A 26,257-nucleotide genomic window follows, 5' to 3' on the forward strand; every position below is an offset into this window, starting at 1 on the left:
ACCGCGCCGGGAGCGCCAGATCGCGCGCGTCAAGCTTTAAGCTGCCTTGACCGGCGCCAGCGTATACAACGGAATATCGTGCGCACGCCCCAGCGCGTCGAGCTGGCGGCGCGTCTTGCCCAGCGCCCAGGCGGCGATGGTGGCGTGTGAGGCGGGGGCGAAGGGGGCGCGCAGGTCGGGCGGGGGCAGGCCGGCGACCTTGAACAGGGCGGCGGCGAAGTGCGGCTCCAGCGCGGCAAAGGCCACGCGGCCGTCCTTGCAGGGGTAGACCTTGTAGCCCGCGTGCGCGCCGCCGACGGCGCCGCTGGGCAGGGTCAGGCCCCAGTCGCGCGGCAGGGCCAGCCACTGGGCGGCGCCCAGCAGGGTCACCTCGCGGTGCACGCCGCGGCCGCTGGCGCGGGCCTGCAGCAGGGCGGCCAGGGTGGCCTCGACGGCCAGCAGCGCGCCGGTCATGTCGGCCAGCAGGGTGGGGGGCAGGGCGGTGCCGGTGATCAGGCCGGCCTCGGCCAGGTAGGTCAGGTCGTGGCCCGGTTCCTCGGCGCGCTCGCCGGCGGCGCCGACGATTTCGATCAGCGACAGCTGCGGGTGGGCGCGGCGCAGGGCAGCCCAGCCCAGGCCCAGCTTGGCCAGCGCCGAGGGGCGAAACGAGGTCAGCAGCACGTCGGTGGCGGCCAGCTCGCGCGCCAGCCGGTCGCGGCCGCGCGCGCTCTTGAGGTCGAGCGTGACGGAGCGGATGCCCGCGTGCATCTGGCCGTAGGCGTCGGGGTTGTACTGGCCCATGGGGTCGCCGCTGACGGTGGGCGCCGGGCCGGGCGGCTCGACCTTGAGGCAGCGCGCGCCCAGCGCGCGCAGGCGCATCAGCGCGGCCGGGCCGGGCAGGTTGAGCGCCAGGCTGACGATGCGCGTGCCGCGCAGGGGGCGAGGAGGGTTGGATGCGGGCATGGGGCGGGCGTGGAGTGAATCGCCCGGTTATACCGCACATTCAAGCCAAATTGGCCTCTAGCGCCCGTCCATCAAGCGCAAGCAGCTATCAAAACCGGAGTTTTTGCGTGCCGGCCGTCACACGCCCAGGTGCTGCGTCAGCAGCTCGGGCTGCGCCTGAATCTGCGCCGAGCTGGCCTCCAACGCCACCTCGCCCTTGACCAGGATGACATTGCGGTCGGCGATCTCGGTCACGTGGCGCCAGTTCTTGTCGACGATCACGCTGGAGATGCCGCTGCCCTTGATGAGCGCGCAGATGCGCCAGATCTCGCGCGCGATCAGCGGCGCCAGGCCCTCGGTGGCCTCGTCCAGGATCAGCACGTCGGGGTTGGTCATCAGTGCGCGGCCGATGGTCAGCATCTGCTGCTCGCCGCCCGACAGCTGCTGGCCGCCGTGGTGCAGGCGCTCGGCCAGGCGCGGGAAGGTCTGCAGCACGCGCTCGTAGGTCCAGTCGCGCTGGCCGCGCGTGCCGGCGCGGGCGGCCATCTTGAGGTTCTCGGTGACCGACAGGTTGCCGAAAATGCCGCGCCCCTCGGGCACGTAGGCCACGCCCAGCTGCGCCACCTCGTAGGGCGCGCGGCCGGTCATGGGCCTGCCCATCACCAGCACGCCGCCGGCGCGCGGCTTGACCAGGCCCATGATGGACTTGAGCAGCGTGCTCTTGCCCATGCCGTTGCGCCCCATCAGGCCGATGGTCTCGCCGCGGCGCACGGCAAAGTCGATGCCGCGCAGGATGTGGCTGGCGCCGTAGTAGCTGTGCAGGCCGATGGCGTGGATCAGCAGCTCGGCGTCGGCGGCGGGGCGCGCCGGCACATCGTCGGCGCGCGGGCGCGGGCCCAGCGGGTCGTTGGGGTCGTCCGGCAGGTTGGCGTTGGCTTGGGTGGCCATGTCAGTGGTCCTCGCCCAGATAGGCCGCCTGCACGCCCCGGTCGGCGCGGATGGCCGCCGGCTCGCCGCTGGCGATCACCGTGCCGTTGACCATCACCGTCAGGTGGTCGGCCAGGGTGAAGATGGCGTCGATGTCGTGCTCCACCACCATCATGGCGTGCTTGGGCTTGATGCGCAGCAGCAGCTCGACCATGCGCTCGGCCTCGGCCGTGCCCATGCCGGCCAGCGGCTCGTCCAGCAGCAGCACGCGCGGCTGGGTGGCCAGGGTCATGGCGACTTCGAGCTGGCGCTGCTCGCCGTGGCTGGCGGCGCCGGCGATGGCGTGGCGGCGCTCGGCCAGGCCGGCCAGTTCCAGCGCGGCCTCGGCGCGCGCCTGGGTGGCCTGGTCGGCCTGCGCGCTGTGCAGCCAGCGCAGGGGGTTCCAGGGCTGCTGCGGCGCGCGCGACTGCGCCGCCAGGCGGATGTTTTCCCACACGGTGAAGGGCAGGAAGATGTTGGTCTTCTGGTAGCTGCGGCCCAGGCCGTGGCGCGAGATCTGCTCGGGCGCCGCGCGCGTGATGTCCTGGCCGGCCAGCTCGATGCGCCCCGAGGTGGGCGGCAAGTCGCCCGACAGCAGGTTGGTCAGCGTCGACTTGCCGGCGCCGTTGGGGCCGATCACCACGTGGATGCGGTCTTGCCACAGGTCGAGCGAAACCTCGTTGACGGCGGCCAGGCCGCCGAACTTCTTGGTCAGCTGGCGGGCGCTGAGCAGGGGCTGGCCACTCATCGAGCCTTCTCCCCACGCGTGGTCAGGCGCTGGATCACGCCCAGGATGCCGCGCGGCGCAAAGCAGATCACTCCCACGATGAACAGGCCCATCCACAGCTGCCAGTGCTTGCCGGTGTCGAAGGCGCCGATGGCCGGCAGGTCCTTGAACACGTCGAGCATGATCTCGAACGCGAAGGCGCCGACGATGGCGCCGGCAAAGTTGCCCATGCCGCCCAGGATCACCATCATGATCACGTGCGCGCTTTGGTGAAAGCCCATCAGCTCGGGGTTGACGAAGCCGCTTTGCGCGCCCCACAGGTAGCCCGCCAGCCCGGCCAGCGCGCCGGCCAGGGTGAAGGCCGACAGCTTGTAGCCGAAGCTGCCGTAGCCCACGGCGCGCATGCGGTGCTCGTTGACGCGGATGCCCGCCAGCGCGCGGCCGAAGGGGCTCCACAGCAGGCGCCGCAAAAAGGCGAACACCCCCACCAGGCAGGCCAGCGTGAAGTAGTAGAAGACGCGCTTGTTCTCCAGGTCGAACAAGCCGGCGTCGGGCCGGAAGTTGATGTAGATGCCGTCCGAGCCGCCCAGCGCCTTGTTGTCGAACACCAGGTAGAACACCATTTGCGCGAAGGCCAGCGTCACCATGATGAAGTAGATGCCGCGCGTGCGCACGACGAAAAAGCCGATCACCGCCGCCGCCGCGCCGGCCGTCAGCACGGCGGCGGGCAGCGTCCACCACAGGCTGGCGGGCTCGCCCTGCGGGGTGAAAAACGCCAGCGCGTAGCCGGCGATGCCGAAGTAGGCCGCGTGCCCCAGCGACACCAGGCCGGTCACGCCCTGCAGCAGGTCCAGGCTCATGGCGAAGATGGCGAGGATCATCATGCGCACGACCATCTGCTGGTAGAAGTCGCTGCCGACGAAGGGAAACAGCGCCAGCGCCGCCAGGCCCAGCGCCAGCAGGCCCTTCATGGCGCGGGGCAGGGCTTCGAGGTGAGTGGTCGGTGCGGTCATGCGCCACCGCCCGGCCGCCCGAAGGTGGCGAAGGCCCCCTTGGGGGGCAGCGAACCACACGAAGTGGGGAGCGTGGGGGTCGTCATGATTTAAACAGACCTTCGGGCTTCCACAGCAGCACCGCCGCCATCAGCATGTACACCAGCATGCTGGAGACCTGCGGCAGCAGCACCTTGCCGAAGGTGTCCACCAGGCCCACCAGCAGCGCGGCGACCAGCGCGCCGCGCACCGAGCCGATGCCGCCGATGACCACGACGACGAAGCACATGATCAGCACCGACGAGCCCATGTTGGGGTAGACGCTGGAGACCGGCGCGGCGATCATGCCCGCCACCGTGGCCAGTGCCACGCCGATGGCGAACACCACGGCGTGGATCAGCTTGATGTTGATGCCCAGCGACTCGGTCATGTCGCGGTTGAAGGCGCCGGCGCGAATCTTCATGCCCAGCCGCGTCTTGCCGATCAGCAGGTACAGGCCGACGGCGAGCAGCACGCAGATGGCCATCATGAACAGGCGGTACACCGGATAGGACAGCGTCTCGGTCAGCGGCAGCGAGCCGGTCAGCAGCGGCGGCACCGGCACGCCGTGCACGTCGTCGCCCCACAGCAGCGAGCGCGATTCCTCGAAGATGTAGATCAGGCCGAACGTGAGCAGCACCTGGTCCAGGTGGTCGCGTTGGTAGAAGTGGCGAAACAGCACGCGCTCCAGCACCAGGCCGAACACCACCGACAGCAAGGTGCCCACCACGATGGCGGCGGTGAAGCTGCCCAGCTGCGCCGACAGCGCATAGGCCAGGTAGGCCCCCAGCATGTAGAAGCTGCCGTGCGCCAAGTTGACCACGCCCATGATGCCGAAGATCAGCGTCAGGCCGGCGGCCAGCATGAACAGCAGCAGCCCGTACTGCACGCTGTTGAGCAGCTGGATCAGGAAGTTGGCGAAATCCATCGAAGTGGGGAAGGTCGATCGGGCCAGAAAAAACGGCGGATCGCTCCGCCGTCCACGGCATGCCGTTGCGTGGGGCGGCTCAGGTCAGCTTGCAGCCCGCGCCCGAGTCGGCCAGCGCCTTGGCGGCCACGCCGACCACCACGTTGTCGCCCTTTTCGACCTTGCGCAGGTAGATGTCCTGGATCGGGTTGTGCGCCTTGCTCATGGTCCACTTGCCGCGCGGGCTGTCGACCACGGTGGACTCGATGGCCTTGTACAGCGCCGCCTTGTTGGCCAGGTCGCCCTTGACCGCCGCGGCGCCCGCCACCAGCAGCTGGCCCGAGTCGTAGCCCTGCACGGCGTAGACGTCGGGCTGCATCTTGAACTGCTGCGCATACGCGGTGCGGAACTGCTTGTTGCGCGGCGTGTCCAGCGAGTCGGCGTAGTGCAGCGTGCTCATCACGCCCTCGGCCGCGGCGCCGGCGGCGTCCAGCGTGCCTTCGGTCAAGAAGCCCGAGCCCCACAGCGGAATCTTGTCGTGCAGGCCGGCCGCGGCGTAGTCCTTCATGAACTTGGCCGCGCCGCCGCCGGCAAAGAAGCAGGCCACGGCGTCGGGCTTGAGCGCGGCGATCTCGGTCAGCAGCGCCTGGAACTCGACGTTGGGGAAGGGCACCGCCAGCTCCTTGACGATGGTGCCGCCGGCCTTGGTGTAGCTTTCCTTGAAGCCTTCGAACGCGTCGTCGCCGGCGGCGTATTTCCAGGTGATCCACACCGCCTTCTTCAGGCCGCGCTCCATCATCGGCTTGCCCAGTGCCAGCGTGGGCTGGCTGTTGGTGAAGCTGGCGCGAAACACGTTGGCCGCGCACAGCGCGCGCGTCACCGGCAGCACGCCGGCGTTGGGAATGATGTTGAGCACGCCCGACTCGCGCGCCACCTTGTGGATGCCCATCTGCACGCCCGAGTGCACGGTGCCGATCAGCACGTCCACCTTGTCGCGCTGCACCAGCTTGTTGGCGTTTTCGACGCCCTTGGACGGCTCGGACTCGTCGTCCACCTTGAACCACTCGATCTCGCGCCCGCCCAGCTTGCCGCCCTTTTCGGCGATCGCCATGCGCACACCGTTTTCGATCGCCACGCCGAGCTGGGCGTAGGTGCCGGTGTAGGGCAGCATGAAGCCCACCCGCACCTTGTTCGACTGCGCCCGCGCTATCTGCGGCAGCAGCAGGCTGGCGGTGCCGGCGCCCACCAGGGCGGCGCTGCGCGAGAGCACCAGGCGGCGGCTGGGGCTGCGGGGAGAGAGGGTGGATGACATGCGGTATCTCCTGGGTTGATGGCGGTCAAACGGTGCTGCATTGTGTTTCATCGGTCCGGGATTGCGTCCCTTGGCTTTCCCGCAATCGCTGCGGATTGCGGGCAAGCCGGCGTCGAAACATGAAGTAAAGTGCCTGTCTATGCGAAGTATAGTGCGTGTTCGGTGCCCGCCAGCTAGGGTTTTCCCAAGCGGTGGCTTGTCCGGGCGGGCGGTGGACCGCGCGGCCGCCCTGGTTGCGGCAAGAGGGCGATCGGCCACGGGTGGCGAGCCGACTCAGCAGCTTCGCCATGCTCCCCCAAGCATTTCGTGCAAGAGCCTCGCGCAGTCCCAGCCCAAGGCCCTTGCTGCGATGGTGGAGAGGCTGTCCTGATCTTCTCGGCCCGGCCTTCCGTGTCATCGCCGGTGGTTGTTCAGCGCACGCTTTCGCGCGCGCGAAACCCCCTTCAGGCCGCTGGCGGCGCCACGCTTGCCCCTTCGACGCCGTGGCGCCGAAGCGCCTCCAGAACGAGGCCCGACGATTTCATGTCCTCAACGAAACTCTTGAGCAAGGACGCGGCCAGCGCGCCGCGGCTCTTGGGAACGGCCATGGCCTGCTCGATGACCATGAACCGGCCCGGCAGCAGGCGCAGTCCTCCGTGGCGCTGTGCGTCGGCCTCCAGCTGTTGCCGGACCCCCGCCGCAACATCGTGGCCGCCCTCAATGAAGGCGGCGACGACGGCAGGCGAAGTCGGAATGCGCACGATGTCGGCATGGAGGAGCTCGCGGCTCAGGAACAAGTGATAGGCGCTGCCCTTGCCCACCGCCACGCGCGTGCCTGCCCGGTCCACCTGGTCGTTGCCATGCAGCGGAGATGCGTCGCGCACTAGGTAGCAGCCTTCAATCAGGATGTAGGGCGCGGTGAATGCAATGGAGTTGGCCCGCAGTGGGTCGATGGCGAAGAAACCAATGTCGGCCTCGTCCGACTCCAGGCATTGGACCGCCTTGCCTGCCCCGTCGAACACCACCAATTCCAGCGGCACGCCAAGGCGGTTGGCGAGCGTCCTGGCAAGATCGACCGACACCCCGCCCGGGGGCTGGCCCGGCAGTTGGTGCGCAAGCACCGGGTTGCCGAGGTTCACCGTCGCGCGGAGCTTGCCCCGTGGAGCCAGGGCTTCAACGGCGTGTGTCGAGTAGGTCACGTCCGGCGCCACCAATCAACGCAGCAGGTTGGCCGGCACCAGCACCGCGCCTTCCATCAGGCGCCGGGCCGACCGGCTCATGATGACCTTTTGCACCGCCCATTCGCCGTCGATCTCGGCCGCTTCGGCGCCGACCGCGAGGGAGCCGGACGGATGGCCGAAACGCACCTGGCCATCCGCGCCGATGGGGGCGATCTGGTGCACCAGGGTGCCGGGAATCGCAGCGGCGGCGGCGATCGCCACGGCACCCGTACCCGTCATGGCGTGGTGCAGCACGCCCATCGAGAAGATGCGGGCCAGCAGCTCGACCGACGACGCTTCGACCTTCTTGCCATCCGACGCCACGTAGGCGGCCGGTGCAGCGATGAAGGCCAGCTTGGGCGTGTGCGGACGTTTGGCCGCTTCCTCGGGCGTGGCCACCAGGCCCATGGCTATGGCACCCGCCGCGCGGATCGCTTCGGCGCGAGTCAACATTTCCTTGCTGCCGTTCACGTCGCCTTGCAGCTCTGTGCCCTTGAGGCCCAGCGCCGAAGCGGCGATGAACACGGTCGAGTTGCCGGCGTTGATGAGCGTGGCCTCGACCTCGCCCACGCCAGGCACTTGAAGCGTGTCGATCTTGCGACCGCTTGGGAACATGGAGCCGCCCTCGCCGCCATCGTCATCGGCCGCAGGATCCAGAAATTCGAGCTTCACCTCGGCGGCCGGGAAGGTCACGCCGTCCAGTTCGAAGTCGCCGAGTTCGACCACTTCACCGCCGCGCATCGGCACGTGCGAGACGATCACTTTCTGGATGTTGGCCTGCCAGATGCGCACGGTAGACGTGCCGTCCGCCGGGGCGTGCACCAGGCCCGACGAGATGGCGAACGGCCCCACGGCCGCGCTCAGGTTGCCGCAGTTGCCCGACCAGTCCACCACGGGCTGGTCGATGGCCACCTGGCCGAAACGGTAGTCCACGTCGCAGTCCGGTCGCGAGGACTTGGACAGCAGCACCACCTTGCTCGTGCTGGACGACGCACCACCCATGCCGTCGATCTGCTTACCGTAGCGGTCCGGGCTGCCGATGACGCGCAGCAGCACGGCATCGCGCTGCTGGGGGTCGCTCGGCAGGTCCGAGGCGATGAAGAACACGCCCTTGCTGGTGCCGCCACGCATGTAGACGGCGGGAATACGAAGTTGGGTCATGGTGAATCTCGAAGTTCAGGCCTGGGCAGTTGCGGGTTGTTGGGTGGCGGCGCCCTGGCTAGCCAGTTGGCTGTCCAGCACATAGGGCAGCACGCCGCCCTGGCGGAAATACTCGGCCTCGATCTGCGTGTCGATGCGGGCCAGCAGGTTTGCCGTGGTGGTCGTGCCATCGGCGCGGTGGATGACAAGCTGGACGGTCTGCAAGGGCTTCACACCCGCCTCGATGCCCAGCAGATCGAACGACTCGGAGCCGTCCAGGCCCAGCGACTGCACGGAGTCCTCTCCGATGAATTGCAGGGGCAGCACGCCCAAGCCGGACAGGTTGCTGCGGTGGATGCGCTCGAAGCTGCGCGCAACCACGGCACGCACGCCGAGCAGGCGCGTGCCCTTGGCAGCCCAATCGCGGCTGGAACCGCTGCCGTACTCTTCGCCCGCGAAGATCACGGACGGAACTTGCGCGGCCTGGTAGCGCTCCGAGGCGTCGAAGATCGTGGTCCGCTCGCCCGTGGGGCGGTGCACCGTGAACGGGCCTTCGTCGGCCGAGCCATCGGCCTTGGGGGCCAGCATGAAGTTCTTGAGCCGCACGTTGGCGAAGGTGCCACGGGTCATCACCTCGAAGTGGCCCCGGCGCGCGCCGTAGGTGTTGAAGTCGTTCCTGGCCACGCCGCGCGCGGTCAGGTACTCGCCGGCCGGCAGGCCCTTGGCAATGGAGCCGGCCGGGCTGATGTGGTCGGTCGTGATCGAGTTGCCCAGGATCGCCAGGGCGCGCGCGCCGACGATGTTGCCGTTGCCCATGCTGCCGAAGAAGTCGGGCTCGGCCACATAGGTCGACTCGGGCCAGTCGTACACGTCGCCGGTGCTCGACGCGATGGCGTTCCACAGGTCGCTGCTGTTGTCCAGGTTGCCGTACACCGATGTGTAGTGCTCCGCATTGGCCGCGAAGTGCGTCAGCGCGCGGACTTCCTCGGGCGTGGGCCAGATGTCGGACAGCATGACCGGGTTGCCCTGCGGGTCGATGCCCACGGGCTCTTTCGTGAGGTCAGTGCGCGTGGTGCCGGCCAGCGCGAAGGCCACGACCAGCGGCGGGCTGGCCAGGAAGTTCGCACGCAGGTTGCCGTGGATGCGCGCCTCGAAGTTGCGGTTGCCCGACAGCACGGCCGAGCACACCAGGTCGTTGGACACGATGGACTGCTCCAGCGCGGGGTCGAGCGGGCCGATGTTGCCCACGCAGGCGCCGCAGCCGTAGGCCGCGATGCCGAAGCCCAGCTTGTCCATGTCGCCAATCAGGCCGGCGTCCTGCAGGTAGGACGTGACGGCGCGCGAGCCCGGCGTGAACAGCGTCTTGACCCAGGGCTTGGCCTGCAGGCCACGGGCGACTGCCTTCTTGGCCAGCAGGCCGGCCGTGATGAGCAGTTCAGGGTTGGACGTGTTGGTGCACGAAGTTATGGCCGCGACCAGCACGTCGCCATGGCCGATGTCGAAGCTGCTGACCGGGCCAGGGGCGCCGGCCGGCGCCGCCGTTACCGGGTAGCGGGCCGCGAGATCCGCGGCCTGCTTGCCGTACCCGCCGCTCTTGGCGTCCTGCACCATGGTTTCGTCGAAGCGCAGGCCCAAGTCGGCCAAATCCACTCGATCCTGGGGGCGCTTGGGACCGGACAGGCATGGGCGGATGCTGTCCAGGTCGACGACGACGGTGGACGAGTAGTCGATGTCTCCGGCCTTTGGTGCGCCGAACAGGCCTTGCTCGGTGAAGTAGCGGCGGATCAGGTCGACCTGCTCGGCCGTGCGACCCGTCTGCGAGAAATACTGCAAGGTGTTCTCGTCGATAGCAAAGAACCCGCTGGTGGCACCGTACTCGGGGGCCATGTTGGCGATGGTGGCGCGGTCGGTCGCGCTGAGCGAGGCAGCGCCTTCGCCGAAGAACTCGACCAGCTTGCCGACGACCTTGGCCGCGCGCAGGGTCTGCGTCACCTGCAGGACGGCGTCGGTGGCCGTGACGCCGGGGCGCAGCGCGCCGCGCAACTCCACGCCGACCACATCGGGCGTGAGCATGTAGATCGGCTGGCCCAGCATGCCAGCCTCAGCTTCGATGCCGCCGACACCCCAGCCCAGCACACCGATGCCGTTAATCATCGTGGTGTGCGAGTCGGTGCCGACCAGCGTGTCCGGGTAGGCCACGCCATCGGCTTCGATCACGCCTTGGGCAAGGTACTCCAGGTTGATCTGGTGGCAGATGCCTGTGCCGGGCGGCAGCACCTTGAAGGTCTTGAAAGCATGCATGCCCCACTTCATGAACTCATAGCGCTCGCGGTTGCGCTCGAATTCCACTTCCATGTTCTTGCGCAGCGCGTTGGGCACGTTCGAGAATTCCGTCTGCACCGAGTGATCCACGACCATGTGCACGGGCACCAGCGGTTCGATGGCCTTGGGGTCGGCGCCGCGGCGCTGCGCCTGGCTGCGCATGGCGGCCAGATCTGTCAGCAGGGGAATGCCGGTGAAGTCCTGCAGCAGCACCCGGCCCACGATGAACGGCACTTCGGCCTCGCGCGCCGCATTGGCCTGCCAGGTGGCGAGCTGGCGGACATGCGCATCGAGCACCTTGGTGCCGTCGCAGTTGCGCAGCACCGATTCCAGCAGGATGCGGATGGCGACAGGCAGGCGCGAGACACCCGCGAAGCCATCGGCTTCCAGCGCGGACAGGGAGTAGTAGCGGTGCGTGCGGCCGTCTTCGGTGGTGAAGCCGCGGACGTACTGCGACGGTTGGAAGGGGTGGGTCATCGTGGGCGCTCTCTTATGTGGGTATGTGGGGCGGAATCAGGCGTCGAACTTGAAGAGTTCGGCCGGGGTGCGGCACAGCACGGTTTGCCGGGCTGTGACATCAGGAACCCAGCTTTCCAGCCGGGCGAGTTGGGTGGCGTAGTGCTCGCTGCTCTCGTGCTGCGTGAACGGCCAATCGCTGGCCCACAGCAGCCGGTCGGGCTGGAACGCGTCCAGCAAAGCGGGCGCGGCCTGCTGCGCAATCGCGGGGCCGAACCGGTAGTCGCCAGACAGCTTGACCCACACGCGGCGGCTGGCCGCGAAGCCCAGCAGCCGGGCAAAGCCGGGGTCTTGCGTGCCGAGCACGGGGTCCGGCATGCCGAAGTGGTCGATGACCACGCGGGCGCCTGCGGCCAGCAGCGGCTCCACCGATGCCGACAGCCGCGCGCAGCGGTCGTTGATCTCGATGTGCCAGTCGTGGCGGACGCACTCCGCAACCGCTTCAGCCCAGGCGCCGGCGGCGAAGTCCGGCACCGACAAGCCGCCGGTCATGTTCACGCGCACGCCGACCACGCCGGCGGCGGCATAGCCGTTCAGCTTGGCCAGGTCGGCGGCCGGGTCGATGGCCACGACGCCGCGCAGGCGCCCTTGCGCCTTGCCCAGCGACTCGATGAGGTAGCTGTTGTCCGTGCCGAGCACGCTCAACGCGACCAGCACGCCGCGCGCGATGCCGTGCTGGTCCAGTTCTTCCAGATACTGCTTCAGCGGGGCATCGTAGACCGGGGTGAAACGGCGGCTCTCGACGTACCGCAGGCCACGGTGGAACACGTGGGCGTGCGTGTCCGTGGACTGTGGAATCGACTGCACTATGTCGGCCATGATTGTCTTTATGTCTTCTAAAACGCAAATGTACTGTAGACGTTTAAACTGCGTTTGTCAACGCAAAAGAGAAATATTAGACTGAACTGTATGGCCGAGGCCGTCGCGCGCGAATGCACGCTCAAACGGAACTTGGAAAGCTTGGCCGTACGAACCACGCCGCGGGGCGTGGGCTTGGAACTCAGAGCGCCCGTGCGAGGCGATCAGGCGCGGGCGGGGGCGCGGCCCGCTGCTGATCCGCTTTGAAAACGGCGTCGTTGGTCTTCTTCATCCGGGCGCCGCTCAAGTGCCGCTTCATGAGGCTGGCGGCGGCGATGCTGTCGCCCTGCTCGATGGCGTCCAGGATTTCCAGATGCTCGCGGGCGAGCGCCGCCCGGGGCAGATCTTCCCGGGCCTGGCGATATTCGGCCAGGCGGCGGAGCTGGTCCAGGCGCCGAAGGGCTTGCAGCGCGAGGCGGTTGCCCGACCAGGCCGCAATGGCTTCGTGAAATCTGGCGTTCGACTCGAAGCGCTCGGTCGCGCTCTGGTGCACGCCGTCCAGAATGGCCTGCTGCTGGCTGCGCAGCTCGGCCAGTTCCTGCATGTTGGGCTTGAACTTGGGGCTCAGCAGGCCGGCCGGCTCGATGGCCAGGCGCAACGCGTACATGTCGTCATAGGCCTCCAACGAGTCGATCATCGGCAGCAGCCGCCAGCCGTAGCCCGCTTCGCGTTCGGCCCAGCCCTCGGCTTGGGCGCGCACCAGAACCCGGCGCACATCGGCGCGCGAGGCGCCCAGCATGCGGGTCAGGTCGGCCTCCGTGACCGACTCGGCCAGCCGGCGCTGCAAGTGGGCGTCCGCGACCTGCAAATACAGCGGATCGTCCGCCGCATTCACCTCATCGACCACATCGCTCGCCAGTTGCGCGGCATCGGCGAGTACGGAATAGCCGCGGTTCTTGTCGTACCGCACAACGCCTGTGGTCACCAGATGGTCCAGAGCAACCCGGATGGGCGATCTGGAGGTGCCCGTGAGTTTGGCCAGCGTCCATTCCGGCAGCCGCGTTCCGACCGCCAGGCGCTCGCGCCGGATGTAGCCCACGATTTCGCGCAGGGCCTTCTGCTGGTTGAGGGTGAGGTCGGTTGCCATGGTGCTTCGATTCTGACTGATGTACTGAGGGTGTACGCGCTTGCAGTCGTCAACTGTCAAAAATTGTGTTTTCGTGCGTGTAGGGAAAACCACTACATTTACGAGTTGACGGCTTTATTGCGTTTATGGTGCAATAAACACATTTTAACGAGCCACCCCATTTTTTTCAATCACTTGCATTGAGAGACGCCCCATGAACCGCCGATTGTTCGCCCGCGCCGCCCTTATCACCTCCGCCCTGGTCAGTGCCGCCGCCCCCACCTTGGCCCAGAACTACCCGACCAAGCCCGTCACCGTGATCGTCCCGTTCGCAGCGGGCGGTGGCAGCGACAACATCGCACGTCTCGTGGTCGCCAAGCTGGGCGAGCACAGCGGCAAGACCTTCATCATCGACAACCGTGGCGGCGCCGGCACCAACATCGGTAACGAACTGGCGGCGCGCGCGACCCCCGACGGATACACCTTGCTGCTGGGCCAGATCACGCTGTCGATCAATCCCTACCTCTACTCCAATCTCAAGTACAACCCGGAAAAGGACTTCGTACCCGTCGCTCATATCGCCACGGCGCCGACCGTCCTCGTTGTCCGGGCCAGTTCGCCTTTCAAGACCGTCAGCGACGTGGTCGCGGCGGCCAAGGCGAGTCCTGGTAAGCTAAATTTTGGGTCTGGCGGTGCAGGGACCTCAGTGCACCTGGGCGGTGAGTTGTTCAAGCTGCTCACAAAGACGAGCATGACGCACGTACCCTACAAGGGCAGCGCACCGGCCGTGACGGACCTCATTGGCGGGCAGATCGACATGATCTTCGACACGGCTTCGTCCGCGCTTCCCCACATCAAGGGTGGCAGGGTTCGGGCGTTGGCAGTGACGGGTAGTGTGCGTCTGCAAGAACTGCCGAACGTTCCCACTTTCGCTGAGGAGGGCCTAAAAGACTTCGATGTGCCGGTCTGGTACGGCATCCTGGCACCGGCTGGGACGCCCGCACCGGTGGTCCAGTGGCTTAACAGCGAGTTGAACGCCGTGCTTAAGGATTCAGCCGTGTCCGAGCGCCTGGTAGCCATAGGCGCAGTGCCGGTTGGCGGCACACCCGCACAGATGGCCGATTTCATGAAGGCCCAGGCGGAACGCTGGGCCAAGGTCGTCAAAGAGGGTAACGTAAAGCTGGACTACTGATCTCCCCACGATTCCCCTGCGCGTGCTAAAGCAATTTTTGGCAGCGCTTCGTGCGCTCTTGCAAATTTTCAACCGGAAGGTCTTGGTGCGCGAGTAAATCGCGAGGGTCATCGGAGGTGTAGTTGCTCATGCTGCACTTGCCGTTCGCGAACACGTGGCGCATGGCTGAGATGACGGCTTCGTACTCCAAGTTGGTCAGAGGGTCGGTGTCGGCACCCATCGCGCGAACAGCGTCGCCGATCGCATGCCGCTAGGTAGGTTAGGCAGCGCCTTCCTGGAGACTTGGCTCCAAAGCTGCTACCGAGCGAACAGCGCGGCCAGCTGCTTGCGGTCGCGCCGGTCCTTCCAGTGCCAGACCTCGCGCCCTTCCAGGCCCAGCGGGCCCCACACCGCGATGGCGTGCTCGTGGCCGCCGCCCACCACGTGCAGGCGCGCCGCGCCCAGCGGCGCCTTGCGGAAGGCGCCGCCTTCCAGCGCGGTGCGCAGGTTGGCCTCCAGCGCCGGGCCGACCTCGGCCGGCGCGCCGGGCGGCACCACGAACACCTGGCGGTGGCCGTCGCTTTGCAGGCGCTCGTTGAGCTGCAGCGCGCCGTCTTCGGCCGTTTGCAGGCCCGACGCCGCCAGCCAGCCGGGCGTGTCCAGGCCGTGCGCCAGCAGCGGCGCGTCGCACAGCAGGGTGGCGCCGCTGGCCAGCGTGATGCTTCCCTGTTCGATGCCGGTGCAGCGGTCTTGCAGCACGGTGATGTCGAGCGCCTTCAGCCGCGCCAGCACGCGCCGCTGCAGGCTGGCCGGCAGCTCGGCCAGCAGGGGCTCGGCGCCCGCCACCAGGGTGACGCGGCTGCCGTGCGGCGCGGCCAGCGCGTGCGCGGCGGCCATGGCCAGCTCGATGCCGGGCAGGCGCTCGGCGATCACCGCCACCTGCAGCGGGCGCTGCTGCGCCAACTGCTGCAGCTGCGGCCACAGCTGCACGAAGGCGTGCATGGGCCGCATGAACATGGCGTTGCCGCGCGCGCCGGGCATGGCCGCTTCGACCGCGTCGCGCGCGGCCGCGGGTTCGACGTCGATCGACAGTACGTCGTAGGGCAGGGCGTCGCCGGTCGAAAGCTGCACGCGGCGCGCGGCGGGGTCCAGCGCCAGCACGTGGGCGGGCACGAACTGGGCGCCGCTGGCCTGCACCAGGCCGTCCAGCGGCACGCGGATGTCGTCCAGCGTGTAGTGCCCGGCCACGTAGCCGGGCAGCATGCCGGCTTCGATGTAGTAGGGGTGGGGCGCCACCAGCGACACGCTCCAGTCGCTGGCGGCCTGACGGGCCAGGCCCCGCAGCACCTGCAGGTGCGCGCGGCCTGCCCCGAGCAGCACCAGGTGCTTTCGGGGGGAATTCACGGTCATGGGGCCCGAGTTTACGGGCTGCGTGTCAAGCCGCGATGAAGGGGCGCCGGCGTTGCAAACCGTTGCAGGCCCGGCGTGCGCGGTCAGTCGACCAGGGCCTGCGCGAACTCGCGCGCCTGGAAGGTCTGCAGGTCTTCCAGTTTCTCGCCCACGCCGATGAAGTAGACCGGCAGCGGCTTTTCACGCGCGATGGCGCACAGCACGCCGCCCTTGGCCGTGCCGTCCAGCTTGGTCACGACCAGGCCGGTCAGGCCGATGGCCTCGTCGAAGGCGCGCACCTGCGCCAGCGCGTTCTGGCCGGTGTTGCCGTCGATCACCAGCAGCACCTCGTGCGGCGCGGTGATGTCGGCCTTGGTCACCACGCGGCGAATCTTGGTCAGCTCCTCCATCAGGTGCTTTTGCGTCGGCAGGCGCCCGGCCGTGTCGACCAGCACCACGTCCAGCCGGCGCGCGCGGCCGGCGGCCACGGCGTCGAAGGCGACCGCCGAGGGGTCGGCGCCCTGCTGGCTGATGATCTCCACCCGGTTGCGGTCGGCCCACACCGCCAGCTGCTCGCGCGCGGCGGCGCGAAAGGTGTCGGCCGCGGCCAGCAGCACGCTGGCGCCGGCGTCGGCCAGGTGCTTGGTCAGCTTGCCGATGCTGGTGGTCTTGCCGGCGCCGTTGACGCCCGCCACCATGATCACGGTGGGGTGGTACACGCCCACCACCAGGGTCTTTTCTAGCGGGGCCAGCAGCTCGGCAATGGCGTCCTGCAGCAGCGCCTTGACCTGCGCCGGCTCGCTGGCCTTGGCTTCCTTCACGCGGCGACGCAGGTCGGCCAGCAGATGCTCGGTGGCGGGCACGCCGGTGTCGGCCAGCAGCAGGGCGGTTTCCAGCTCTTCGTACAGCGCCTCGTCGATCCGGGTGCCGGTGAACACCGTGGTGATCGAGCCGCCGGTCTTGCGCAGGCCCGACTTCAGGCGGCCCAGCCAGCCGCCGCGGGTGGGCGATTCGACGGGCTCGGGGGCGGGCGGCGGCTCGGACGCGGCGGGCGCCGGCTCGGGTGCGGGGGCTTCGGCTTTAGGCTCGAAAACGGTTCTAACGCCCGCGGAATCTGCGCTGGCAGCTATCGTTTCAGGACTGGCCGCGGATTCGGGCGATGGTACGACGGGGGCGACAGACGCGGCGGGTTCGCTGGTGTCGGGGGGCGCCGCCTCGGGCGCCTTCTTGCGGCGGAAGAAACTGAACATTTGCCGCCGATTTTAGGAGGCGGGGCGGGCGCGCCGAGCAACCCGCCGTCCGCTACTTCGGCGCGCCCTGCGCGCGCACCGCCAAGATGTCGAACACGGCGGTGTTGTAGGGCGTGGGCACGCCCAGGCGCCGCCCGCGCTCGCTCACGTCGCCGCTGAGCCAGGGCACTTCGAGCGGGTGGCCGTGCTCCAGGTCGTGCAGCATCGAGGCCGTCATGGCGGCGGGCAGCGTGTCGCAAAAGCGCAGGCGGTCTTGCGCATAGTCGGCCGGCAGGTTCACGCCGTCGGCGCGCCCGACGGCCACCGTTTCCTGCATCACCGCTTCGAGCAGCCGGCGCGACGCCGGATGGCCGCGCACCGTGCCGATCGGGCAGCGGGTGGTGGCGGTGGTGGCCGACACGCCGATCAGCAGCACGAACTTCTCCCAGATCGTGCGCGCGATGTCCTCGCTGATCTCGGCCTCGATGCCCGAGCGCACGCAGGCCTGCTGAAAGCGCTCCAGGCGGTCGCTGCGCTGGCCGCCGTATTCGCCGAAGACCATCTTTTGCAGCGGATTGGCGTGCGCGATCACGCCGGGCGCCTCGATGGTGGCCGCGATGTAGCAGACGCCGCCGGCGACGGCCGGCCGGCCCAGCGCGGCGGTCAGCAACTCGTCCTTGACGACGCCGTTCTGCAGCGAGATCACCACCGTCTGCGGCCCGATCAGCGGCTGGATCGCCGCGGCCGCCGTTTCGGTGTCCCACAGCTTGACGCTGAACAGCACCACGTCGACGGGGCCGATGTCGGCCGGCGTGTCGGTGGCGCGGGGCGCCGGCAGGTGCAGGTCGCCCAGCGGGCTGTGCACCGTCAAGCCGCGGGCCTGGATCGCCGCGAGATGCGCGCCGCGCGCGATGAAGCCGACCTCGTTGCCGCCCAGGGCCAGCTTGGCGCCGAAATAGCCGCCCACGCCGCCCGTGCCCATGATTGCAATTTTCATCGTCCAAGCACCTTTTTCGATCGATCGAAAAAGTCTATGCGCTTGCGCGCCCGGGCGTGGGCGATGGGGTCAATCCACCTGCAGCGGGCGTTCTGCCCGTGCCGTCACGCGCCCCACCACGGCGGCGCGCTCGAAGCCATGGCGCGCGAAGGTCGCCTGCACGGCATCCACCGCATCGGGCGCACAGGCCACCAGCAGGCCGCCGCTGGTCTGCGGGTCGCTCAGCAATCATGGGGCCCGAGTTGTTCTTGCGGCAGCAAGATCTGAATTTTGACTCGGTGCTAGACGTTCAAGCCAAGGCTTTTGCGAGCAGTTGCCGGAAGCGCGTGGGTCGCCTTGCAGTCGGTACGGCCGTGCATTTCGACCGTCGGGCGGCGCGCCCAACGGGATGAATCCAAGGTACGCATGTTGCGCGCGGTTGTCAGTATTGGCGTGTGATGCGCGGATGTTCGCAGTTTGAGCTTGCTGGGGTGAAAGCACTTCGCTACATTTGAGCGATTGGCTGGAGGAGATGATTCATGGGTAAATGCATTGGTTTTGGATCGCTTATTAAGGCGCTGGGTCTCTCGCTGGGCTTGGCCATGGTGTCGGCGGGGGCCTTCGGCCAGGCGCCGCTGGGTGACAAGTCCAGTTGGACCGGAGCCGAGAAAAAAATGGATTCGGCGCTGGTCGAGCTTACGCGCGCCGCTGCGGAGGGCAAGCTCCAGGCTCAACGTATGCGCGAATTGCCGGGCAATGTGAAGGAGTTTGCCAAGCAGAACGTAGCGGCCGACCAGACCATTTTCATCGTCATCAGAGGTGACGTCTCGCCCCACCTCACGGCTTTCATCAAGGCGCACGGCGGTACTGACATATCCGAGTTTGCGCCATTTCGCACCATCACGGCGCGCGTGCCGGTGGCGGCCATCAACGACATCGCCAGTCGGGCCGATGTGCAGACGATCGGCCCACGCGAACAGGCCACCACCAACCGGTACGAACTCAGCCCAAAGGAGTTGAAGGCGTACCGGGAGCGCCTCGAGAGCCTCAAAAACCTGTCCCCCGGCGCCGCGACCAATGTCGGTAGCGTGACATGGCAGGGCGTGACCGCGCACAAGGCCAACCTGGCCCACGCCGCTGGCAAGACCGGCACCGGCGTCCGGGTCTGCGTGCTGTCGGACGGCGTGAATACGCTGGCGGCGCGCCAGGCCACGGGCGACCTGCCGGCCACCGTCACCGTCCTGCCGGGCCAGGCAGGCTCGGGCGACGAAGGCACTGCCATGCTGGAGATCGTGTACGACATGGCGCCTGGTGCGTCGCTCTACTTCGCCACCGGCTTCGGCGGCAGCGAGGCGTCGATGGCCACCAACATCGTGGCGCTCGGCGCGGCCCCCTACAGTTGCAACATCATCGTCGATGACGTCACGTATTTCAGAGAGGGCGCGTTCCAGGACGGGCCGATCGCTCAGGCGGTGAACACGGTCACGACAGGTGGCGCGCTGTATTTCTCCTCGGCAGCCAACTCGGGCAACCTGACACATAACCGGTCCGGAACCTACGAAGGCGACTTCGTGGCCAGTGCCACCCCGGTTCCGCCGGCGGTTCAAGCGTTTTACGGCGCAACGCCGGTTCAGTCGCACGCTTTCGGGGGCCTCAACTACACCACGCTCACGGCGGCCACGACGACCGTTTCGCTGAAGTGGAGCGATGCCCTTGGCGCGTCCGGCAACGACTATGACCTGGTGGTGACGAACGCGGGCGGCACGACAGTGCTCGGGAGCAGCGGTCGCAATGCCCAGACCGGCACGCAGGATCCAGTCGAGATCAGTCAACTCGGCGGAGCCGGGTTCCCGGTCGGGTCACGGCTGTACGTGGTGAAGTCCACCGGCGCGGCGACACGTGCCATCCGGCTGGACACGAACCGCGGCCGCTTGCCCATCGGCACCGGAACCGCGGGCAGCACCTTCGGCCACAACGCTGCGGCCAACACAGTGTCGGTGGCGGCGGTCAATGTGGCCACGGCCGGCGGTGGGGCATTCACGGGCGGCGCGGCCAACCCGGTGGAAACCTACAGCTCGGACGGCCCGCGCAAGATGTTCTACCAGCCCAACGGCACGGCCATCACGCCCGGCAATTTCCTGTTCGGCACCAGTGGCGGCACCACGCTGAACAAGGTGGACATGGCGGCGGCCGACTGCGGATCGACCTCGACCCCCGGCTTCATCACGTTCTGCGGCACCTCGGCGGCGGCGCCCACGGCGGCGGCCATCGCGGCGCTGATCAAGGGCAACAACCCGGCGCTGACCCGGGCGCAAGTCCTGGCGGCCATGAACACCACGGCGCTCGACATCGAAGCGCCCGGCTTCGACCGCGACTCCGGCGTGGGCATCGTCATGGTGCCGGCGTTCGCCGCCACCTACACCATCGGCGGCACGGTGAGCGGCCTGGGCGCAGGCAAGTCGGTCGGGCTGCTGAACAACGGCGGCGACGGCGTCACGGTCAACGCCAACGGCGGCTTCACTTTCGCGACCGCGCTGGCCAGCGGCGCCGCCTACAACGTGACCGTGGGCACGCAACCGACGGGCCAGACATGCTCGGTCACCAATGGCTCGGGCACGGTGGGCGCGGCCAACATCACCAACGTGGCGGTGGCCTGCGTTAACAACCCGCCGTCCACCTACACCATCGGCGGCACGGTGTCGGGCTTGGGCGCAGGCAAGTCGGTCGGGCTGCTGAACAACGGCGGCGACGGCGTCACGGTCAACGCCAACGGCGGCTTCACTTTCGCGACCGCGCTGGCCAGCGGCGCCGCCTACAACGTGACCGTGGGCACGCAACCGACGGGCCAGACATGCTCGGTCACCAATGGCTCGGGCACGGTGGGCGCGGCCAACATCACCAACGTGGCGGTGGCCTGCGTTAACAACCCGCCGTCCACCTACACCATCGGCGGCACGGTGTCGGGCTTGGGCGCAGGCAAGTCGGTCGGGCTGCTGAACAACGGCGGCGACGGCGTCACGGTCAACGCCAACGGCGGCTTCACTTTCGCGACCGCGCTGGCCAGCGGCGCCGCCTACAACGTGACCGTGGGCACGCAACCGACGGGCCAGACATGCTCGGTCACCAATGGCTCGGGCACGGTGGGCGCGGCCAACATCACCAACGTGGCGGTGGCCTGCATCGTCACCGCGATCACGGGGCCCACCAGCACCGGCACCGGCACGGCCACGGCCACGCTCACCGGGGGCGGCGCGGCCTGCGGCTTCGTCACCGGTGGCAGTGGTTTCGTGGCCCAACCGGCGGCGCCGCCCGCGGGCGTCAGCTTCCCGCACGGCTTCTTCCGGTTCACGGCCACCAGCTGCCCGGCCGCCAACGGTGGGGTGACCATCACGGTGACCTACCCCAGCGCCATTCCGCCCGGGGCGCAGTACTACAAGTACGGCAAAGAAGCTGGCAACACGATCGACCACTACTACACCATCCCCGCGACGGTGAGCGGCAACCAGGTGACCTTCACGATCACCGATGGCCAGCTGGGTGACAACGACCTAGTGGCCAACGGCACGATCATTGATCCAGGCGCTATCGGCGTGCCGGCCGCAGCGGGCGGCCCGGCGGTTCAACCAGTCCCGACGCTGTCGCAGTACGCCTTGATGGCTCTGGCCCTGGGTATGTTCCTGATGGCCGCGCGCCGGCGCCAGGGGAAGCGCCGACGCTGAGCCCACTCCGGCCCTGACGGGCTGGCGCGCTGCGCTGGCCCTGTTAGGCCGGGGTCGCACAGCGCCGGGTCGTGCCTTGCACCACGAGCGGCGCGGCGCCCCGCGCCTCGACGCGGCCCACGACGGCCGCCTTGCCGAACCCTTGTTGCTCGAAAACGGATAGTACTTGACGCAGGCTGGACGGCGCGCAGGCCACCAGCAGGCCGCCGCTGGTCTGCGGGTCGCTCAGGAGGGCGCGCTCGGTGTCCGAGAAGTCGGCGGGGAGTTGCACCTCGTCGCCATAGGCCGCCCAGTTGCGTCCACTGGCGCCGGTGACGATGCCGCGCGCGGCCAGCTCGCGCACGCCGGGGTGCAGGGGCACGGCGGGCCAGTCGAGCCGCACCGTGACGCCGGCGCCGCGCGCCAGTTCGAGGGCGTGGCCGGCCAGGGCGAAGCCGGTGACGTCGGTGATGGCGTGCACGCCGGGCAGCTGCGCCAGGTCGGGGCCGGCGGTGTTGAGCTGGGTCGTGCTGGCGATCATGTGGGCGTAGCCCTCGGCGCTGAGTTCGCCCTTTTTCAGCGCGGCCGAATAGATGCCCACGCCGATCGGCTTGCCCAGCACCAGCACGTCGCCCGGCTGCGCGGCGCTGTTTTTCTTCACGCGATCCGGATGCACCAGGCCCAGCGCCACCAGGCCGTAGATGGGCTCGACCGAGTCGATGGTGTGGCCGCCCGCGATCGGGATGCCGGCCTGGCGGCACACGCTGGCGCCGCCCTCCAGGATCTTGCCGATGGTGGCCACCGACAGCAGCTTGATGGGCATGCCCACCAGGGCCAGCGCCATGATGGGGGTGCCGCCCATGGCGTAGACGTCGGACAGCGCGTTGGCGGCGGCGATGCGGCCGAAGTCGAACGGATCGTCGACGATGGGCATGAAGAAGTCGGTGGTCGCCACCAGCGCCTGCTGCGCGTTCAGGCGGTAGACGGCGGCGTCGTCGGCGGTCTCGATGCCCACCAGCAGCTCGGGCGGCAGCGGCATGGCCGTGGTGCCACGCAGGATGCTGGACAGCACGCCGGGGGCGATCTTGCAGCCGCAGCCGCCGCCGTGCGAGAGAGAGGTCAGGCGCGGCTCGGCGCCCGGGGTAGCAGAAGTCGTGGTCATGCGGGGATTGTCGGGGATCGGGCGCGGGGACGATCTCGGGCACACTGCGCGGGCGGGAACCATCCCGTTCGGATCGCACTCATGCAGCCCATGCCTTCCATTTCTCTTGCGCGCGCCCTGGCCGCGCTGGCCTTGTCCTGCGCCGTGGCGCTGCCGGCGCAGGCCGCGGCCGACGCCCCCGATGCGGCGGTGCGTCAATTCACCCTCGACAACGGCCTGACCCTGATCGTCAAGCCCGACCGGCGCGCGCCCACCGCCGTGCAGATGCTGTGGGTGCGCGTGGGCTCGATGGACGAGGTGAGCGGCACCAGCGGCGTGGCGCACATGCAGGAGCACCTGATGTTCAAGGGCACCGACACGCTGGCGGCGGGCGAGTTCTCGCGCCGCGTGGCGGCGCTGGGCGGGCGCGAGAACGCCTTCACCACGCGCGACTACACCGGCTACTACCAGCAGGTGCCGGCCGGCAAGCTGGCCGAGGTGATGGCGCTGGAGGCCGACCGTTTTGCCCACAACCAGTACAGCGACGCCGAATTCGCCAAGGAGCTGGAGGTGGTCAAGGAAGAGCGCCGCATGCGCACCGACGACAACCCGCGCGCGCGCCTGTTCGAGCAGCAGATGGCCGCCACCTTCATGGTCTCGCCCTACCGCCGCCCGGTGGTGGGCTGGATGGGCGACCTGGACGCGCTCACGGCCGACGATTCGCGCGCCTTCTACCAACGCTGGTACGTGCCGGCCAACGCCGCCGTGGTGGTGGTGGGCGACGTCGACGCGGCCGCCGTGCTGGCGCTGGCGCAAAAGACTTATGGCGCCATCCCGGCGCGCGCCGTGCCCGCGCGCAAGCCGCAGCCCGAGCCGCCGCAGCCCGGCGAGCGGCGCATCGAGGTCAAGGCGCCGGCCGAGCAGGCCGTGGTGTCGCTGGCCTTCAAGGTGCCGCGCCTGCACGGCCTGGATTCTTCGCCCGACAACGACGACGCGCTGGCGCTGACGGTGCTGGCCGCCGTGCTGGACGGCTACAGCGGCGCGCGGCTGGACCGCAACCTCACCCAGGGCCCCGACCGCGTGGCCGACTCGGCCAGCGCCAGCAACGGCCTGATCGGGCGCGGCCCGCAGCTCTTTACCCTGAGCGGCGTGCCCGCCCAAGGCAAGACCGCCGCGCAGCTGGAGGCCGCGCTGCGCGCCCAGGTGGCGAAGGTGGCGCAGGACGGCGTGAGCGAGGCCGAGTTGCACCGCGTCAAGACCCAGTGGATGGCCAGCGAGATCTACAAGCGCGACTCGGTGATGGGCCAGGCGCAGGAGCTCGGCAGCCTGTGGATCCAGGGCCTGCCGCTGGACGCCGACGAGCGCCTGATCGCGCGGCTGCGCCCCATCACCTCGGCGCAGGTGCAGGCCGTGGCCAAGAAATATTTTGGCGACGACCAGCTGACGGTGGCCACGCTGGTGCCGCAGCCCGGCGCGGCGGGGCGGCCGGTGGGTGAGGCGCCGTCCGAGTCGATGCGCTGAAAGGGCGATCATGAAAACTATAAAAACAATAGCTGTTCGCGCTTGCTTGATGGGCGCTGCAGGCCTTTTTCTTTTGAATTTTGGCGTGCGCGACGCGCAGGCGGCGATTCCCATCGAGCACTGGACGCAGCCCAGCGGCGCGCAGGTGTGGTTCATCGAAAGCCCCAGCATTCCGATGCTGGACGTGCAGATCGACTTCGACGCCGGCAGCCGGCGCGACCCGCGGGCGCAGGCCGGCCTGGCCGACGCCACGGCGCTGATGGCGGGCAAGGGCGTCACGGCCGCCAGCGGCCAGCCGGCGCTGGACGAAAACCAGCTGGGCGAGGCCTGGGCCGACCTGGGCGCCGACTTCGGCGCCAGCACCGGCAGCGACCGCATGAGCTTTTCGCTGCGCAGCCTGACCGACCCGCAGCTGCTGCCGCAGGCGCTGGCGCTGGCGGCGCGCCAGCTGGGCCAGCCGTCCTGGCCGGCGCCGGTGTGGCAGCGCGAGCGCGAGCGCATCTCGGCGGCCATCGCCGAGTCGCTCACGCGCCCGGGCACGCAGGCCGCGCTGGCCTTTGCCAAGGCGGTGTATGGCGATCACCCCTACGGCTACGAGACCACCGCCGACACACTCAAGCGCATCGACGTGGCCGACATGCAGGCCTTCTACGCGCGCCACATCCAGCCCTGCCGCGCCAAGGTCAGCGTGGTCGGCGCCGTCAGCCGCGCCCAGGCCGACGCGCTGGTGACCGAGCTGCTGGGCCGCTTGCCCGCCGGCGGCACCTGCGCCGCGCTGCCGCCGGTGCCCGAGGTGCAGCCGCTCAAGGCCGCGCAGGACATCCGCATCCCCTTCCAGTCGGCCCAGGCGCACGTGCTGATCGGCCAGCCCGGCTACAAGCGCGACGACCCGGCCTTCTTCGCGCTGCTGGTGGGCAACCACATCCTGGGCGGCGGCGGCTTCAGCTCGCGGCTGATGAACGAGGTGCGCGAAAAGCGCGGCCTGAGCTACGGCGCGTACAGCAGCTTTTCGCCCGGCCTGAACGCCGGCGCCTTCGTCATCGGCCTGCAGACGCGCCCCGACCAGGCCGGCGAGGCCGTGGCCGTGGCGCGCAAGGTGGTGACCGATTTCGTGGCCGAAGGCCCCACCGCCACCGAACTGAAGGCGGCGCAGGACAACCTGGTGGGCGGCTTTGCGCTGCGCCTGGACAGCAACCGCAAGCTGCTGGGCAACCTGGCCAACATCGCCTGGAACGGCCTGCCGCTGGACTACCTGCAGCACTGGGGCGAGCACGTGGACGCCGTCACGCTGGACGACATCCGGGCGGCGTTCCGGCGCGTGCTGCAGCCCGATCGCATGGTCACGGTGATCGTCGGCGCCAAGCCCTGAATCGGCGGCCGTTGCGGCGGCCCGCGCCAGCCGCCGCACGAGGCCCTGACGCCGGCAGGGGCGGGCGGCCGGCAGACAGGAGTATGATTTTGATAATCATTCTCATTCGTCTTGACCATGACCCTGACGCGCGCCCTCATCACCGCACTGGCCGGATCGGCCCTGGCCGCCTCGGCGCTGGCGGCCGAATACCCCATCGGCAAGCCCAAGGACATCAACGGGCTGGAGGTGGCCGCCATCTACCTGCAGCCCATCGAGATGGACCCGCCGGGCATGATGCGCGCGGCCAAGGATTCGGACATCCACCTGGAGGCCGACATCCACGCCACCGCCGACAACAAGAACGGTCTGCCCGAAGGCGCCTGGGCGCCGTATCTGGCGGTGAAGTACACGCTGCAAAAGCAGGGCAGCGACAAGCCCCTGCAGGGCGAACTGATGCCGATGGTGGCCAACGACGGGCCGCACTACGGTGACAACGTCAAGCTGCAGGGGCCGGGCAAGTACAAGCTGACCCTGAGCGTGGCCGCGCCCGGCGCCCATTTCGGCCGCCACGTCGACAAGGAAACCGGCGTGGCGCCGTGGTTCAAGCCCTTCGAGGTGCAGTACGACTTCGTCTTTGCCGGCACGGGCAAGAAAGGCGGGTATTGACATGGCCCGCCCCCAGTCTCCACTCGCTTCGCGATGTTTCGCCTCCCCCCTCGCGGGGGCATCGCCAGTGGCCGGGGAGACCCCGGCCACGGCGATCGCTGGCATGGCCTGCTCCGCGGCCTCCGGGCCCGTTGCCATGGATGCGCTGCG

21 protein-coding genes and 1 pseudogene are annotated in these 26,257 nt (G+C 68.7%); 5 read left to right on the forward strand and 17 right to left on the reverse strand.

The window, feature by feature from the left end:
• Window positions 1-36: 36 nt before the first annotated feature.
• The 11 genes from ACWHMB_RS07670 to ACWHMB_RS07720 form a co-directional block, all read right to left on the reverse strand.
• Window positions 37-942: a CoA transferase gene (locus tag ACWHMB_RS07670; protein ID WP_377480245.1), complete on the reverse strand. Its 906-nt coding sequence runs from the start codon at window positions 940-942 to the stop codon at window positions 37-39.
• Between the two features lie 117 nt (window positions 943-1,059).
• Window positions 1,060-1,869, reverse strand: coding sequence for an ABC transporter ATP-binding protein (locus ACWHMB_RS07675; protein ID WP_377480242.1), 810 nt, complete (start codon window positions 1,867-1,869; stop codon window positions 1,060-1,062).
• Between the two features lies 1 nt (window position 1,870).
• Complete coding sequence (locus ACWHMB_RS07680) at window positions 1,871-2,635, reverse strand: ABC transporter ATP-binding protein (RefSeq protein WP_377480239.1); 765 nt, start codon at window positions 2,633-2,635, stop codon at window positions 1,871-1,873.
• Complete coding sequence (locus tag ACWHMB_RS07685; protein WP_293226517.1) at window positions 2,632-3,627, reverse strand: branched-chain amino acid ABC transporter permease; 996 nt, start codon at window positions 3,625-3,627, stop codon at window positions 2,632-2,634. Before ACWHMB_RS07685 ends, ACWHMB_RS07680 begins: the two co-directional genes overlap by 4 nt.
• Window positions 3,628-3,709: 82 nt before the next feature.
• Window positions 3,710-4,573, reverse strand: coding sequence for a branched-chain amino acid ABC transporter permease (locus tag ACWHMB_RS07690; protein WP_293226515.1), 864 nt, complete (start codon window positions 4,571-4,573; stop codon window positions 3,710-3,712).
• 79 nt (window positions 4,574-4,652) lie between these two features.
• Window positions 4,653-5,864: an ABC transporter substrate-binding protein gene (locus ACWHMB_RS07695; RefSeq protein ID WP_377480235.1), complete on the reverse strand. Its 1,212-nt coding sequence runs from the start codon at window positions 5,862-5,864 to the stop codon at window positions 4,653-4,655.
• Window positions 5,865-6,307: 443 nt separating this feature from the next.
• Entirely contained in the window at window positions 6,308-7,042 is a 735-nt protein-coding gene (locus ACWHMB_RS07700; protein ID WP_293222853.1) for an ABC transporter substrate-binding protein, read from the reverse strand.
• 15 nt (window positions 7,043-7,057) lie between these two features.
• Window positions 7,058-8,224 (reverse strand): 2-methylaconitate cis-trans isomerase PrpF, encoded by a 1,167-nt coding sequence (prpF, locus tag ACWHMB_RS07705; RefSeq protein WP_293222851.1) that lies wholly within the window; start codon window positions 8,222-8,224, stop codon window positions 7,058-7,060.
• Between the two features lie 15 nt (window positions 8,225-8,239).
• A complete protein-coding gene (gene acnA / locus ACWHMB_RS07710; RefSeq protein WP_293222849.1) occupies window positions 8,240-11,002 on the reverse strand; it encodes an aconitate hydratase AcnA in 2,763 nt (920 codons plus the stop codon).
• Between the two features lie 36 nt (window positions 11,003-11,038).
• On the reverse strand, window positions 11,039-11,860 hold the full coding sequence (locus ACWHMB_RS07715; RefSeq protein WP_293222847.1) for an amidohydrolase family protein: 822 nt from the start codon (window positions 11,858-11,860) through the stop codon (window positions 11,039-11,041).
• A gap of 181 nt (window positions 11,861-12,041) precedes the next feature.
• Complete coding sequence (locus tag ACWHMB_RS07720) at window positions 12,042-12,986, reverse strand: GntR family transcriptional regulator (protein WP_293222845.1); 945 nt, start codon at window positions 12,984-12,986, stop codon at window positions 12,042-12,044.
• A 193-nt stretch (window positions 12,987-13,179) separates the two neighbouring features.
• On the opposite strand from ACWHMB_RS07720, the gene ACWHMB_RS07725 reads away from it, so the two are divergent.
• Window positions 13,180-14,157, forward strand: a complete 978-nt coding sequence (locus tag ACWHMB_RS07725; protein ID WP_293222843.1) for a Bug family tripartite tricarboxylate transporter substrate binding protein — start codon at window positions 13,180-13,182, stop codon at window positions 14,155-14,157.
• A gap of 25 nt (window positions 14,158-14,182) precedes the next feature.
• Here the strand turns inward: ACWHMB_RS07725 and ACWHMB_RS07730 are convergent, their stop codons facing one another.
• The 5 genes and pseudogenes from ACWHMB_RS07730 to ACWHMB_RS07750 all read right to left on the reverse strand — a co-directional run.
• Window positions 14,183-14,377: a hypothetical protein gene (locus ACWHMB_RS07730; RefSeq protein ID WP_293222841.1), complete on the reverse strand. Its 195-nt coding sequence runs from the start codon at window positions 14,375-14,377 to the stop codon at window positions 14,183-14,185.
• 77 nt (window positions 14,378-14,454) lie between these two features.
• Window positions 14,455-15,546, reverse strand: coding sequence for an NAD(P)/FAD-dependent oxidoreductase (locus ACWHMB_RS07735; RefSeq protein ID WP_447648493.1), 1,092 nt, complete (start codon window positions 15,544-15,546; stop codon window positions 14,455-14,457).
• An 83-nt stretch (window positions 15,547-15,629) separates the two neighbouring features.
• Complete coding sequence (ftsY, locus tag ACWHMB_RS07740) at window positions 15,630-16,775, reverse strand: signal recognition particle-docking protein FtsY (protein ID WP_377480226.1); 1,146 nt, start codon at window positions 16,773-16,775, stop codon at window positions 15,630-15,632.
• Between the two features lie 52 nt (window positions 16,776-16,827).
• Window positions 16,828-17,751, reverse strand: coding sequence for a ketopantoate reductase family protein (locus ACWHMB_RS07745; RefSeq protein ID WP_293222835.1), 924 nt, complete (start codon window positions 17,749-17,751; stop codon window positions 16,828-16,830).
• A gap of 69 nt (window positions 17,752-17,820) precedes the next feature.
• Window positions 17,821-17,979: pseudogene (locus ACWHMB_RS07750) on the reverse strand (AIR synthase-related protein); the annotation flags it as partial.
• Window positions 17,980-18,269: 290 nt separating this feature from the next.
• Between ACWHMB_RS07750 and ACWHMB_RS07755 the strand changes: the two are divergent.
• A complete protein-coding gene (locus ACWHMB_RS07755) occupies window positions 18,270-21,449 on the forward strand; it encodes an IPTL-CTERM sorting domain-containing protein (protein ID WP_377542594.1) in 3,180 nt (1,059 codons plus the stop codon).
• Window positions 21,450-21,492: 43 nt separating this feature from the next.
• Here the strand turns inward: ACWHMB_RS07755 and selD are convergent, their stop codons facing one another.
• Entirely contained in the window at window positions 21,493-22,590 is a 1,098-nt protein-coding gene (gene selD / locus ACWHMB_RS07760) for a selenide, water dikinase SelD (protein WP_377480220.1), read from the reverse strand.
• Window positions 22,591-22,680: 90 nt separating this feature from the next.
• Between selD and ACWHMB_RS07765 the strand changes: the two genes are divergently transcribed.
• From ACWHMB_RS07765 to ACWHMB_RS07775, 3 genes are all read left to right on the forward strand, one after another.
• Window positions 22,681-24,090 carry a M16 family metallopeptidase gene (locus ACWHMB_RS07765; RefSeq protein WP_377480217.1) on the forward strand — a complete coding sequence of 470 codons (1,410 nt, stop codon included), beginning with the start codon at window positions 22,681-22,683 and terminating at the stop codon, window positions 24,088-24,090.
• A 10-nt stretch (window positions 24,091-24,100) separates the two neighbouring features.
• On the forward strand, window positions 24,101-25,459 hold the full coding sequence (locus ACWHMB_RS07770) for a M16 family metallopeptidase (RefSeq protein WP_377480214.1): 1,359 nt from the start codon (window positions 24,101-24,103) through the stop codon (window positions 25,457-25,459).
• A gap of 117 nt (window positions 25,460-25,576) precedes the next feature.
• Window positions 25,577-26,107 (forward strand): iron transporter, encoded by a 531-nt coding sequence (locus ACWHMB_RS07775; RefSeq protein ID WP_293222825.1) that lies wholly within the window; start codon window positions 25,577-25,579, stop codon window positions 26,105-26,107.
• Window positions 26,108-26,257 lie beyond the last annotated feature (150 nt).

Source organism: Ottowia pentelensis, from assembly GCF_964341695.1.